We start from the raw sequence: 13,519 nt of genomic DNA, 5'->3' as shown, positions 1-13,519 counted from the left end.
GTCAGTCTCCTTGTAGAAATTAGTCCGTCAGTCAGTCAATCAATCAATATCCGAGTTTGGCAGGCAGCCACAGGGCCAGTTGCGGGAAGGCGATCACGAGCACCATCACCAGGAACATGGCAAACAGCATCCAGCCCACCCAGCGCACGGTCGATTCCATGCGCACGCCGGCAATGCGGCACGAGACCATGAGGTTCACGGCCAGCGGCGGGGTGAATTGGCCCAGCGCCACCTTGAGGGTCAGGATCACGCCGAACCAGACCGGGTCCCACTTGTAGAACTGCATGATGGGCAGCAGCAGTGGCACAAAGATCAGGAAGATCGAGATGCCGTCGAGGAACATGCCCACGGTGATGAGCAGCACGATGAGCAGCGCCAGCACGCCGTACTCACCCAGGCCCGAGTTCACGATGGCGTTGGCCACCGGGTCGATCACGCCCAGCGTGGACAGCGAATACGCAAAGATGCCCGCAAGCGACACCACCAGCAAAATCACGGCCGACAGTTCACCCGACTCGCGCAGGATGGGGAACAGGTCGCGCACCTTGATCGTGCGGTGGATCACCATGCCCACGAACAGGCCGTAGAACACCGCCACCACGGCCGCCTCGGTTGGCGTGAACCAGCCGGCGCGCATGCCGCCCAGGATCAGCACGGGTGCGGCCAGGCCCCAGGTGGCCTCGCGCAGGCTCTTCCAGAACGGCGGGCGAGGCATGGTGGCTTCCAGCGCGCCCATCTTGTGCTTGCGCGCCATCCACACCGCCGGGATGACCAGCGCAATCCCTGCCAGGATGCCCGGGATCATGCCCGCCGCAAACAGCGCGGGTACCGAGGCGCCCGGCACCAGCACCGAGTAGATGATGAAGGCGACGGAGGGCGGGATCAGGATGTCGGTGGCGGCGGCTGCCCCCACCACGCTGGCCGAGAACGAAGGCGGGTAGCCCGCGCGCGACATGGCCGCGATCATCACGCCCCCCACGGCGGCGGCGTTGGCCGGGCCAGAGCCCGAGATGCCCCCGAGAAACATGGCCACCACAATGGCCACCAGCGGCAGCATGCCCGGGCCGCGCCCGACGATGGCCACGGCAAAGTTCACGAGGCGCAGCGCGACGCCCGAGCGGTCGAAGATGGAGCCGACCAGCACGAACATCGGGATGGCCAGCAGCGGGTATTTGCCCAGGCCCGCGTAGAAGTTCTGCGGCACGGCCAGCAGACCGAACCACTGGCTGTCGGCATTGGCCAACGCGATGGCGGCGGCACCGGCCAGCCCCAGGGCAGCGCCGATGGGCACGCCCACGAACATCAGGCCCAGGAAGGCCACGAACAACAGGGTGGCGATCATGGCTGGCCGTCCCGGGTGGCTTCTGCGGCCGCTGCTTCGGGCTCAGTGCGTGTGCGGCGAAGCAGCACGCCGACGGCGCGGGCGGCGATCAGCGTAGACAACACTGGCAGCCAGATCGAGTACCACCATTGCGGCACGCCGATGCCGGGCGAGGTCTCGCCAAAGCGGTAGTCGTCCCACACCACGCGCACGCTGAGCACGGCGATCAGCCCGAACAGCACGGCCACGGTGACGGCGCCGAGTTGGGCCAGCCGCTTGCGGCGCAGGGCCGAGCCGCCTTCGGCAAAGTATTCGATGCGGATGTGCTGGTCGCGCGCCACGGCTGCAGAGCCCGCCACCAGGGCCAGAACAATCATCAGGAAGACCGAGATTTCCTCGGTCCAGGCAAAAGACGAGTTGGTGAAATAGCGCACCAGCACGTTGGCAAAGGTGATCAGGGCCAGGGCGGCCATCACGATGACTGTGAGCCAGTCTTCAAGGCGCAGCGAACGGGGCTCGGCCTCGGGGCTTGTGGTGTCGGGCGATGCGTCGGCCGAAGGCCCTGGGGGGGGAGAGGAGGACATGGGGGCAGGGTGGAAGAGAAAAAACGTGCGCGGGACTTGTGCCAACAAGGATGAATCCGCAGCGGCAGGCAAAGACAGGTAGGTTGCCTGATCGCGCTGTAAGTCGTGATGCGAACACCAGCCGCCCCGCCCGGCGGTGTTGTGCACCGTGGGCGTGGGGCGTGTCACGCCCCGAGCGCAAAAAAAGCGCGGTAAGCGCTGTGTTCCATTATGCGTTGGTTGCTATGCATGCACACCATTGGTGCGCTCAGGGTGCACTATGAAAACCCTCATATCTTTACGAAGCACGACCGCAGGCGCGCGCGGATAATGCCTGCATGGAAACCAAGTGGCTAGAAGATTTTGTCAGTCTTGCGGAAACACGCAGCTTCAGCCGGTCCGCCCAGTTGCGCCACGTGACACAGCCGGCCTTTTCGCGGCGCATCCAGGCCCTGGAAGCCTGGGCGGGCACCGATCTGGTGGACCGCAGCTCCTACCCCACACGACTCACCCCGGCCGGCAAGACCCTGTACGACCAGGCGCTGGAGGTGCTGCAGGCGCTGCAGAACACGCGCGCCATGCTGCGGGCGCACACCAGCGCCGGCAAGGACATGATCGAGTTCGCGGTGCCGCACACCCTGGCGTTCACGTTTTTCCCCGCCTGGGTGTCGAGCCTGCACGACAAGTTCGGCCCGTTCAAAAGCCGGTTGATCGCGCTCAATGTGCACGATGCCGTGATGCGGCTGGTGGAAGGCGGGTGCGACCTGCTGATTGCCTACCACCACCCCTCACAGCCTTTTCAGCTGGATGCCGACCGGTATGAAATGGTCAGCCTGGGGCAGGAAGTCATTTCTCCCTACAGCAAGGCCGACGCAGACGGCCAGCCCTTGCACCGCCTGCCTGGCCGGGCCGGGCAGCCACTGCCCTATCTGGGCTACGCCCCCGGCGCGTACCTGGGCCGCGTGACGGAACTGATCCTGAAGGAATCCGGCACGCCCATCCACCTGGAACGGGTGTACGAGACCGACATGGCCGAAGGCCTGAAGGCCATGGCGCTGGAAGGCCATGGCGTGGCCTTTCTGCCGCACAGTGCCGTGAAGAAAGAACTGCGGTCCCGCCGCCTGGTCAGTGCGGCCCCGGCCGACACCGAAGGCCTGCAGATGACCATGGATGTGCGCGCCTACCGCGAGAAGCCAGCGGGCAAGGAGGCCCCCAAGGGCACGGCCCAGGCCCTGTGGATGTACCTTCAAGCACAGGCAGGGTCATGCTAAGGGTAAATACGGATATAAACACTTTGCATAGTTGCGCGCGCAAACGGCATTGGAATTTCACGGTAACGACACGTACAGTCGGCGCCATCGCTGGGTCGGTTACCGCAGCGTGTGCCGTCTAAGAGCAGGTTCTTAGTCCCCACGGTGGCACGAACATTGCGAATCCGATCCATCCACTCACCGAGACGCCGTATGAAAGTTCAGCATTGGGGAATAGCCTGGGGCCTTGCGGCTGCAAGCTGCGCTTTTGCGGCGTCCGCACACGCCTCGGTGCTGGAGCGCATCAGTGCCGGTGGCAAGCTGGTGATTGCACACCGCGAATCGTCGGTACCTTTCTCGTACATTGATACGCAGTCCGGCAAGCCGGTAGGCTATGCGATGGATCTGTGTTTGCGCCTGGCCGAAGTAGTGCGCAAGAAGACCGGCAAGAAAGACATGGAGGTCGAGTTCCTGGCGGTCACACCCGCCAACCGCATCGCCGTGATCGAGCAGGGCAAGGCCGACATGGAGTGCGGCTCCACCACCAACAACGCCGAGCGGCGGCAGAAGGTGGCCTTCACCATTCCCCATTTCATCACTGGCGCGCGGCTGCTGGTCAAGTCTTCGAGTCCCATCGACCGCGTGGAAGATCTCAATGGCAAAAAGCTGGTGTCCACCAAAGGCACCACCCCCCTGAAAGCGGCGGACCAGGCCAACCGGGAGCGCCTGATGGGGATCTCCATCGTGGAGGCGGCCGACCACGCCAAGGCGGTCGATATGGTCGAGAAGGGCGAGGCCGATGCCTTTGTGATGGACGATGTGCTGCTGTATGGCCTGGCGGCCGGGCGGCCGGACCCCAAGGCGCTCAAGGTGGTGGGCCGCTTCATGACCACCGAGCCGCTGGCCATCATGCTGCCCAAGAACGACCCTGAGTTCAAGAAGCTGATTGACGAAGAGATGCGCCGCCTGATCACCAGCCGGGACATCTATCCGATCTATGACAAATGGTTCCAAAAACCCATCCCGCCGAACAACACGGTACTGAACCTCCCGGTCAGCTACTTGTTGCGCGACTTCTGGAAATACCCTACCGACCAAGTCCCGTTCTGACTAATATCCCGGTCGAGGTTTCTGTTTTTGGAGAACATGGCCTGCTGGCGTTGCCAGCACGGGCGAATCTCTAGAATCCCCCCTTTTTAGCTTCACACACAAGGAGATACCAATGAAGAAGCATTTGCTCGCGGTTGCCGTGACCGCCCTGGCTGCAGGTAGCGCTTTCGCTCAAGCCACCGATACCCTGGCCAAGATCAAGGCCTCGGGTACCGTGACGCTGGGTGTTCGCGAATCTTCCGGTCTTTCCTACACCCTGGGTAACGGCAAGTTTGTGGGTTTCCATACCGAAATGGGCGAAATCGTCTTGGCCGATATCCAGAAGCAACTGGGCCTGCCCAAGCTGGAAGTCAAGTACCAGCCCGTCACCTCGCAAAACCGCATTCCACTGGTGACCAACGGTACTGTGGACCTGGAGTGTGGCTCCACCACCAACAACGCAGCCCGCCAGAAGGATGTGGCCTTTGCCGTGACCACTTACGTGGAAGAAGTGCGCACGGCCGTGAAGGCCAGTTCGGGCATCACGTCGATCAAGGACTTGAACGGCAAGACCATTGCTACCACCACGGGCACCACTTCGGTGCAGACTCTGCGCAAGCACGAGCGCGCTGGTGGCATCGACTTCAAGGAAGTCTTTGGCAAGGACCACGCTGACAGCTTCCTGATGCTGGAAACGGGCCGTGCTGACGCCTTCGTGATGGATGGCTCCATCCTGGCGGCCAACATCTCCAAGTCCAAGAACCCCGCCGATTACAAGATCGTGGGCGAAGTGCTGAACGTGGAACCCATCGCCTGCATGCTGCGCAAGGACGACGCGGGCTTCAAGAAGGCTGTGGACGATTCCATCAAGCGCCAGATCGCTGACGGTTCGCTGGCCAAGCTGTACGACAAGTGGTTCATGCAACCCGTGCCACCGACCAACACCAAGATCGGCCTGCCATTGTCTGACGCTACCAAGGCCGCGTGGGCATCGCCTAACGACAAGCCCATGGAAGACTACGCAAAGAAGTAATTTTCTGAACGCTTGTGCCCCTTCGGCCAAACGGTTTGAAGGGGCTTTTTTGTTGGGCTCGCAAAGGGTTGCGCCCAACGCAACACCAAGAATTTAAGGGGTGCTCCTATGAGTTGGGATTGGCAGGTGTTCTGCCAGGACACCATGGACAGGGAAGTCGTGCAAAGCTGCTTTGGCAAGGGCGGCGATATCACCTACCTGGACTGGATGCTGTCGGCCTGGGGCTGGACGGTGTCTGTTTCGCTGCTGGCCCTGGTGCTGGCTCTTGTGCTGGGTTCCCTGATCGGGACACTGCGGACCTTGCAGGACCGACCGATGATCGTGCGCCTGGGCAATGCCTGGGTGGAGCTGTTCCGCAATATTCCGTTGCTGGTGCAGATTTTTCTGTGGTACCACGTCCTGCCCAGCTTCTTTCCGGTTTTGAGGGGCGTTCCCGGCTTTGCGCTGGTGGTGCTGGCTTTGGGCTTCTTCACGTCGGCGCGGATTGCCGAGCAGGTGCGCTCTGGCATTCAGGCGTTGCCGCGGGGCCAGCGGTATGCCGGTTTGGCGGTGGGTTTCACCACGTTCCAGACCTACCGCTATGTGCTGCTGCCCATGGCATTTCGCATCATCATTCCGCCGCTGACCAGCGAGACGATGAATATCTTCAAGAACTCGTCCGTGGCGTTTGCCGTGTCGGTGGCAGAACTCACGATGTTCGCCATGCAGGCACAGGAAGAAACCTCGCGCGGTATCGAGGTCTACCTGGCGGTGACGAGCCTCTACATCATCTCGGCATTTGCCATCAACCGCATCATGGCCTTCATCGAGAAGCGCGCACGCATCCCCGGGATGGTCGTTTCTGGCGCGGCAGGAGGGGGGCACTGATATGAATCTCGACTTTTCCTTCTACAACTGGGACCTGATTTCCAACTTCGTGCTCAAGGGGCTGTATTTCAGCCTGTTGCTCACGTTCATCGCCACCATCGGTGGTGTGGTCTTCGGCACGGTGCTGGCGCTCATGCGTCTGTCGGGCAAGAAGTGGCTGGATGTGCCTGCCACCATCTACGTCAACGGCATGCGCAGCATTCCGCTGGTCATGGTGATCCTGTGGTTCTTCCTGCTGGTGCCGGCCATCATTGGTCGCCCCATCGGTGCGGAAGTCTCGGCCATCATCACCTTCATCGCGTTTGAAGCGGCCTACTTCAGCGAGATCATGCGTGCCGGTATCCAGTCCATTCCGCGCGGCCAGGTGTATGCGGGCCAGGCGCTGGGCATGACGTATGGCCAGAACATGAAGCTGGTGGTGCTGCCCCAGGCGTTCCGCAACATGCTGCCGGTGCTGCTCACGCAGACCATCATCCTGTTCCAGGACACGTCGCTGGTGTATGCCATCGGTGCCTACGACATGCTCAAGGGCTTTGAAGTGGCGGGCAAGAACTTCGGTCGCCCCATCGAGGCCTACCTGGCTGCAGCCGTGCTGTACTTTGTGATGTGCTACGCGCTGTCCTGGGCGGTCAAGCGTCTGCACCAGAAGATCGCGATCATTCGCTGATGCAAAAGAGATTGGATTGAGGAAAAAGAAATGATCGAACTCAAGAACGTATCCAAATGGTATGGCCCGGTGCAGGTGCTCAACGAGTGCTCTGCCACCATCCAAAAAGGTGAAGTGGTGGTGGTGTGCGGCCCGTCGGGCTCGGGCAAGTCCACGCTGATCAAGACCATCAACGCGCTCGAACCCTTCCAGAAGGGCGAGATCACGGTGGACGGTATTGCGCTGCACGACCCCAAGACCGATCTGCCCAAGCTGCGCAGCCGCGTGGGCATGGTGTTTCAGCACTTTGAGCTGTTCCCCCACCTGTCGGTCACGGACAACCTGACCATTGCGCAGATCAAGGTGCTGGGCCGCAGCGCGGACGACGCCAAGAAGCGTGGCCTCAAGATGCTTGAACGCGTGGGCCTGATGGCGCACAAGGACAAGTTTCCGGGCCAGCTCTCCGGCGGCCAGCAGCAGCGCGTGGCCATTGCCCGTGCGCTGTCGATGGACCCCATCGTGATGCTGTTCGACGAACCCACGTCCGCGCTCGACCCCGAAATGGTCGGCGAAGTGCTGGACGTGATGGTGGGCCTGGCCAACGAAGGCATGACCATGATGTGCGTGACCCACGAAATGGGCTTTGCCCGCAAGGTCAGCAACCGCGTGATCTTCATGGACGTGGGCGGCAAGATCCTGGAAGACTGCTCCAAGGACGACTTCTTCAACAACCCCGATGCACGCCAGCCGCGTACCAAGGACTTTCTCAACAAGATCCTGCAGCACTGAGCTGCACCCGCATCGCAGCCTCCTGCAAGGGCGATGCGATGGCCGGTACAAAACACAAAAGGCGCCTCGGGCGCCTTTTGTGTTTTGGTGCGGGCGGCGGAAGGTGGGGGTGAGGGCCTTCTATTAAGGGGGGGCTGCGCGTGTTGATCTGCAATATCCTGTGCTACCTTGGCAGATGCTGCCATCAACCTCTGTCCCGATGAACCCTGCTCTCCCGATGGCCCATCCCATGGCCGGTGGCTCCGATGCCTGCGTGCCCTGGGTGGCGTGGCTGTGCCTGCACCTAGCCATGGCCTTGTTGCCTGGCGTGGTGGCAGCCCAGGCGGGCAAGCCTGCCGTGGCAACCAGCCCTGTACTCCCGCCGACGGTGATGGCCTGCGGACTGGCCTTCGAACTTCCCGTGCAGTACCGCATCACCAGACCGCGCCGCACCGAAGGATCGGGCGGGATGGGCGTGTGCGCTTTTGATGTGGTGCCCGCCATCAACCCGCCGAAGGTGCTGGAGTGCAAGAACAAGGACGAGGGGGGCTCGCCACCTTATAACGTCTGCGACTGGACCCTGAGTGGCGTGACGGACTGGCCCACCGTGCAGGTGGCGCGCACCCGCATCGAGGTCGATCATCAGCCGATGGAGCCTTTCCAGTTTGAGGGTGGGGTCTGGCTGTTGCCCAAAGTGGGTGCAGAGGCCTTGGTGCGCACCAGGTTCTTTGGCAAGCGGGCCTATTTGGGCGAGGCGGTTGCAGGGAGCACCTGGTACCGCACCCGCATCAAGAAGTACGAGTCCATCCATGCAGGGGTCGGGAGCGTGGACGCTGTGCTCATGCAGCTCACACCTCAATTGGCGGTGGTGCTGGTGAGCCCGCCCACGGACAGCTCGGAAGGTGGTTTAGAGGCGTGCCGCATTTTCTGTGGGAGTCTGCGCGCCGCCGGGCGCCCCGCTGACGAGCCTTCCTCCAAAGGCGCGGTGTCCGCCCAGGGGGCCGCGCGGGGAAGCTCCCGAGCGAACTCGAATTGACAGGAATCTCACCACCATGCACAGCAATACCCCAGCGGCCGACAAATTTGCCTTTCCCGCGGACCTGCCGGTGCCGCAACCTCTGCGCGACCTCCTGCAGGCGTGCCCGCAGCTGCGCGACTCGTCCGCGAGCGTGAGTGGCTTCTTTGCCTTTCATGCAGAGCCGCCCCATGCCGTGGCCCGCTACCTTGGCGGGGAAGGCCATGCCAGCGGACAGTTCGCGGCGCAGCAGCTCGGGGTCTTTGGCACCCAGCCAGACGGTGCTGCCATTGCGGTCTGGCGTGCTCCCCAGGGCGGAATGCCCGTGGTGTACCTCGGGTCCGAAGGCGGAGGGCGGGTGCTGGCCAGCGATGCCTTGCAGTTTCTGCGCTTGCTGGGCATCGGCTACGGCGAGTTTGCCCTCAGCGGCGACATGGACGATCCGCCCGAAGAGGGGTCGGAGGTCGCCCGCGAGCTGCTGGAGTGGCTGGCGAGGCAGGGCCTGGCGGTGCCCTCGACCGGGGAAGACATCGTGTCCGAGGCGGAGCAGCGCTGGCCCGATTTCGATGGCTGGATCGAGGATGCCGTGCAAGGGCGGCTGCAGCAGTCGGCCTCCGGCAGCGCAGTACCTGCAACTGGGGCTGCGCATGCCCCGGCACCCGAAGGCGGCGGCAGCCCGTGGGTTCAGATGCTGGCCTGCATCGGCCGACGCATTGACGACCCTGTGGTGCGGCAGTGGCTGGCTAGCGTGGGGGCCAAGCCGCTCAAGCCCGCCACACCGCACAACAACAGGACCTACGTCACCTCGCAGTCCACCGGCATCGCGGTTTTTGCCGAGAGGGCCCCCAGGCACCGAAGCCTGTGGCCTCCGGTCAGAGACGGGCGCGTCTGGCGCACCCATGTCGTGAGAATCCTCGTGCCCGCGCAGGCTGCCCAGGTGGTGCCATTGCCCCAGGGGCTGTCGTGGCAGCACTTTCCAGGCACAGACGCAGACGATCCCTATGTGACCCTGCCTGTCAACGACATGCTGGAGATGATCCTGGAGCGCGACGGCGAAGGCCCCGGCATCGGCCGCGTTTTCGTGAAATTGCGCCAGGAGCTGGACTTCATCGAGGCCAGTGCCAGCTACGAAGAGACCCAACCCCTGGTCTATGTGGAAGGCGCGTTCTTTGCGACCTGGTGCGCGTTGCACGGCCTGCTCAACCCGCAGCGCTACCCGGACAGCGTGCTGGCACCTTGGCGAGCCCGTGTGGCCACACCATTGCAGTTTCTGCATGGTCCCTGCCAGCGCATTGTCTGGAGCAGCGACATCACCGACGAAGCGAATGGCTTCTGGGGCTACTACTACAAGGGCTTTGGTGCGCCCGACGACCAGCGCTGGCAGGCCGACATCCAGGCCGTTTTCGGTTCTTCCAACCACTTTCGCGACCCGGACGAGGCCCGGACGCCCGACAGCTGGGAGGCATTCGATGCCATCGCGCCAACGATTGCGATGCGATTTGCCGAGTGGCGCGCCACGCTGGCTGCAGGCTGACCGCCCTGGACGCCGGTTGGCAGGGTTTTTCGGGCCATATGCACAGGGCGCTGCCCGCTGGTGTGTCTGCCCCTGCTACTTGCGTGGGGGCTTGCGCGCCGGTGTGTCGTTCACGATGAGCTGCTGGTCCTCCACATCCTTCCACAGCGTGTCCCTGCGCTTGAGCGCCTCGGACACCTGCGCATGGCGAAGCTGCGCGACGGCCGAGACCAGGGCATTGCAGACGAAGAAGGCGGCGGTGTACGAATCGAAGGGCGATGCGTTGGACGTGCGCACCTGCACGAGGTGTTGGGCCAGCGCCGCCAGCGGGGCGGCCGCACTGTCGGTGATGGCCAGGACCTGCGCGCCCGCGTCGCGAAAGCGCTGGGCCACCTTCACCGGCCCGCTGGCGTAGCGGCGGATGCTGAAGGCCAGCAACGTGTCTTCAGGCTGCACCCACAGCAGCTGGTCGGTGGCCGCCACCGCACCGGCACCCAGTTCCTGCACGCCAGGGCGGCACATGTTCAGGTGCAGCGCCAGCCAGGCGGCCACGGGGGCGCTGTTGATCTGGGCCAGCACGAAGATCCGACCCTCGGTCTGGGCAATGCGCCGGGCCATCGCTTCGAATGCGACCATGTCCAGGCTGTCGCGCGTGGCGGTGATGTTGTGCTGGTCGTGCAGCAGTGCATCGTCCACGCACTGCGGCAGGCTGCGCTCGGTGCCGATGGTCACCGGGGCGCGCTGGCCGGCCGTCTGCAGCAGGGCGGTGACTTCGCCGCGCGCCTCGCGCTGAGCCTCGGCATAGCTGGCGTAGCCCAGCTTGGCGAACAGCCGCACCACGGTCGACGCGCTGGTGCCATTGCGCGCGGCCAGGGCTGTGGCGGATTCGAGCAGTGCGTACGGGTAGTCGCGCCCCAGGGCTTCGGCCAGAGCGCGTTCGCTGGCGGTCAGCTCCGCGCTCTGCCGCGCCAGGCGCTCGGTCAGCAAGCCGGAGGATGATTGCAATGATGATTTCATTGATGTCTCTTTTGTGAAAAATGTATTGCAAACACGGGCGGTGCGTGCAACACTTCCACCCAGATTCGCGCCCCGATTCCGGGGCCCACCCCGAGGATTGAGATGCAGGATACCCTTGAAAACCAAGGCCTGGCGGTGCGCCAGCGCATTCTGGACTGGCTGGCCAGCCAGTCCCAAGCCATGCAAGACCTGTTGCAGAAAGTCGTGGACATCGACAGCGGCAGCCGCGACGAGGCGGGTGTGACGGCCGTGGCCACCGCCCTGCGCGAGCGGCTGGAGGCTGCCGGCGTAGCCGTGCAGTTCGAGCCCGTGCCAGGCTATGGCGTGCTGCTGCATGCCCACGTTCCCGGCGCCGTCGACGGCCCGCCCATCGTGCTCATGGGCCACATGGACACCGTGTTCCCCGCCGGCACGGTGGCGCGCCGCCCCTTCCGCGTGGCGGACGGCCGTGCCTATGGCCCCGGCGTGGCCGACATGAAGTCGGGCCTGGTGATGAACGTGTTCGTGGCCGAGGCCTTTGCGCGCTGCGGCGGGCTGAAGGGGCCGCTGCAGCTGTTCTTCTCGTGCGACGAGGAGATCGGCTCGCCCGTCACGCGCGAGCGCATCATGGCCAAGGCGCGCGGCGTCAAGGCGGTGCTCAATGCCGAGCCCGGCCGGGTCAGCGGCAATTTGGTGACGAGCCGCAAGGGCTCGATGGTGGTGGAGTTCGAGGTGGAGGGCGTGGCCGCCCACGCCGGCATCAACCACGCGGCAGGCGCAAGCGCCATCGAGGCGCTGGCCCGCAAGACGCTGGCGCTGCATGCGCTGACCGACCCCGCCACGGGCACCACCGTCAACGTGGGCGTGGTGCAGGGCGGCATCGTGCCCAACATGGTGGCCCCACACGCCAAGGCCGAGGTGGACCTGCGCTTCACCTCCGACACCGACCCGGAGGCACTGCTGCAGAAGGTGCGCGCCATCGTGGAAGAAGAGTCCGTGCCGCGCACCCATGGCCGCATCACCGAATCCCGCCGCACGCTGCCCATGAAGCCCACGCCCGACGCGCTGCTGGCGCTGTACCAGCGTGGCGCCCTGTCGTTGGGCTTCGAGGTGCAGGGCGAATTCACCGGCGGCGCGGCCGACAGCGGCCTGACCGCGTCGGTGGGCGCGCCCACACTGTGCGGCACCGGCCCCGTGGGTGGCCACCCGCACACCGAGCGCGAGTACTGCGAGCTGTCCACCTTCGTGCCGCGCGCGCAGGCGGTGGCGCTGGCGGTGCTCGACCACCCCTGATCGATCCATTCCGCGCCCCTGCGCGCATCCGCACAAGCCCGACGATGCCGATGCCGCTGCGCGCACGCTCCATCCCCATCCCAGTTTCCTGAAAGAAGACCCATGCCATTTGCTTCGCAATCTCCCCGCCGTCGTGTTCTTTCCTCCAGCCTGGCGCTGGGCCTGGCGGCCGTGACCGGCCTCGCACCGCTGGCCGCACAGGCCGACGAGAAATACCCTTCGCGTCCGATCACGCTCGTGGTGCCGTTCCCGCCCGGTGGCTCGGTGGACATCATGGCGCGCCAGTATTCCGAGCCGCTGTCCAAGGTGCTGGGCGTGCCCATCGTGGTGGAGAACCGCGCTGGCGCGGGCGGATCGGTGGGGGCGCTGTACGTGGCACGCGCCAAGCCCGATGGCTACACGCTGGTCGTGTCCTCGCAAAGCAGCCACCTGGCCAACCCGCTGACCCAGCCCAAGGTGGGCTACGACCCGGTCAAGGATTTCGAGAACATCGCCATCCTGGGCCGCCAGCCCAACGCGCTGGTGGTGCACAGCAGCCTGCCGTTCAAGACGTTTGCCGAGTTCGTGGCCTACGCCAAGAAGAACCCCGGCAAGCTCAACTACGGCAGCGGCGGCGTGGGCAGCATGGGCCAGCTCAATGTGGAGATGTTCAAGGCGGCCACTGGCGCCTTCACCACGCACATCCCGTACCGCGGCGGCACACCGCTGATCACGGCGGTGCTGGCCAACGAGGTGCAGTTCATCCTCGACAACCTGGTCATCATGCTGCCCCACGTCCAGGCGGGCAAGGTGCGCGCCCTGGCAGTGGCCGCCGACCAGCGCCTGCCGCAACTGCCCGATGTCCCCACCATGGCCGAGGTCGGCTACCCCGAGCTCAACCTCACGTCGTGGACCGGCCTGGCCGCACCCGGCGGCACGCCCGACGCCGTCGTGCAGACCTTGTACAAGGCCGTGCGCCAGGTGGCCACGTCACCCGCCATGGTGGCCAACCTCAAGGAGCGCGGCGTGATCGTGCCGGAAGAGATGGCGCCGGCCGCGTTCGAGAAGATGATGTCCGAGCGCCTCGTGAAATTCGGCGAGGTGGTGCGCAAGGCTGGCATCACGGCCGAATGAGCGCCGGGAAGCTTGGTTTTTGAGTATTTTTGGCTGCTGGCGCTTATTTGGT

General features: G+C 64.3%; 13 protein-coding genes. 10 read left to right on the top strand and 3 right to left on the bottom strand.

All coding sequences use genetic code 11. From position 1 onward, the window contains the following. Nucleotides 1–43 precede the first annotated feature (43 nt). Together ASE39_RS17035 and ASE39_RS17030 are read right to left on the bottom strand one after the other, a co-directional pair. The gene (locus ASE39_RS17035) at nucleotides 44–1,342 is read right to left on the bottom strand and encodes a TRAP transporter large permease (RefSeq protein WP_010462464.1); all 1,299 of its coding nucleotides are present in this window, start codon (nucleotides 1,340–1,342) and stop codon (nucleotides 44–46) included. Next, a complete protein-coding gene (locus tag ASE39_RS17030) occupies nucleotides 1,339–1,905 on the bottom strand; it encodes a TRAP transporter small permease (RefSeq protein ID WP_029413957.1) in 567 nt (188 codons plus the stop codon). The genes ASE39_RS17035 and ASE39_RS17030 overlap by 4 nt, the downstream gene beginning before the upstream one ends. Nucleotides 1,906–2,222: 317 nt before the next feature. Here ASE39_RS17030 and ASE39_RS17025 point away from each other — a divergent pair, with 317 nt between their 5' ends. The 8 genes from ASE39_RS17025 (at nucleotide 2,223) to ASE39_RS16990 (ending at nucleotide 10,086) form a co-directional block, all read left to right on the top strand. Continuing rightward, nucleotides 2,223–3,155 carry a LysR family transcriptional regulator gene (locus ASE39_RS17025; protein ID WP_010462461.1) on the top strand — a complete coding sequence of 311 codons (933 nt, stop codon included), beginning with the start codon at nucleotides 2,223–2,225 and terminating at the stop codon, nucleotides 3,153–3,155. Nucleotides 3,156–3,347: 192 nt separating this feature from the next. Continuing rightward, nucleotides 3,348–4,244, top strand: coding sequence for an amino acid ABC transporter substrate-binding protein (locus tag ASE39_RS17020; RefSeq protein ID WP_029413955.1), 897 nt, complete (start codon nucleotides 3,348–3,350; stop codon nucleotides 4,242–4,244). 112 nt (nucleotides 4,245–4,356) lie between these two features. After that, nucleotides 4,357–5,256: an amino acid ABC transporter substrate-binding protein gene (locus ASE39_RS17015; protein ID WP_057271920.1), complete on the top strand. Its 900-nt coding sequence runs from the start codon at nucleotides 4,357–4,359 to the stop codon at nucleotides 5,254–5,256. A 108-nt stretch (nucleotides 5,257–5,364) separates the two neighbouring features. Further along, nucleotides 5,365–6,123, top strand: coding sequence for an amino acid ABC transporter permease (locus tag ASE39_RS17010; RefSeq protein ID WP_010462453.1), 759 nt, complete (start codon nucleotides 5,365–5,367; stop codon nucleotides 6,121–6,123). 1 nt (nucleotide 6,124) lies between these two features. Then, complete coding sequence (locus ASE39_RS17005; RefSeq protein WP_010462450.1) at nucleotides 6,125–6,790, top strand: amino acid ABC transporter permease; 666 nt, start codon at nucleotides 6,125–6,127, stop codon at nucleotides 6,788–6,790. Nucleotides 6,791–6,820: 30 nt separating this feature from the next. Next, entirely contained in the window at nucleotides 6,821–7,558 is a 738-nt protein-coding gene (locus tag ASE39_RS17000) for an amino acid ABC transporter ATP-binding protein (protein WP_010462448.1), read from the top strand. A 199-nt stretch (nucleotides 7,559–7,757) separates the two neighbouring features. Beyond that, complete coding sequence (locus ASE39_RS16995; protein ID WP_140426818.1) at nucleotides 7,758–8,573, top strand: hypothetical protein; 816 nt, start codon at nucleotides 7,758–7,760, stop codon at nucleotides 8,571–8,573. 16 nt (nucleotides 8,574–8,589) lie between these two features. Beyond that, entirely contained in the window at nucleotides 8,590–10,086 is a 1,497-nt protein-coding gene (locus tag ASE39_RS16990) for a hypothetical protein (RefSeq protein WP_057229145.1), read from the top strand. A gap of 75 nt (nucleotides 10,087–10,161) precedes the next feature. On the opposite strand, the gene ASE39_RS16985 is transcribed toward ASE39_RS16990, so the two are convergent. Next, complete coding sequence (locus ASE39_RS16985) at nucleotides 10,162–11,082, bottom strand: MurR/RpiR family transcriptional regulator (RefSeq protein WP_057229143.1); 921 nt, start codon at nucleotides 11,080–11,082, stop codon at nucleotides 10,162–10,164. A gap of 102 nt (nucleotides 11,083–11,184) precedes the next feature. Between ASE39_RS16985 and ASE39_RS16980 the strand changes: the two genes are divergently transcribed. Both ASE39_RS16980 and ASE39_RS16975 read left to right on the top strand, forming a co-directional pair. Beyond that, complete coding sequence (locus tag ASE39_RS16980) at nucleotides 11,185–12,354, top strand: M20 family metallopeptidase (protein ID WP_057229141.1); 1,170 nt, start codon at nucleotides 11,185–11,187, stop codon at nucleotides 12,352–12,354. A gap of 102 nt (nucleotides 12,355–12,456) precedes the next feature. Next, complete coding sequence (locus ASE39_RS16975) at nucleotides 12,457–13,467, top strand: tripartite tricarboxylate transporter substrate binding protein BugE (RefSeq protein WP_057229139.1); 1,011 nt, start codon at nucleotides 12,457–12,459, stop codon at nucleotides 13,465–13,467. Nucleotides 13,468–13,519 lie beyond the last annotated feature (52 nt).

Source organism: Acidovorax sp. Root267, assembly GCF_001429215.1.
In the GTDB taxonomy this organism is placed as follows: Bacteria; Pseudomonadota; Gammaproteobacteria; order Burkholderiales; family Burkholderiaceae_C; genus Acidovorax; species Acidovorax radicis.
This window is presented reverse-complemented; position numbering and strand designations above follow the sequence as displayed.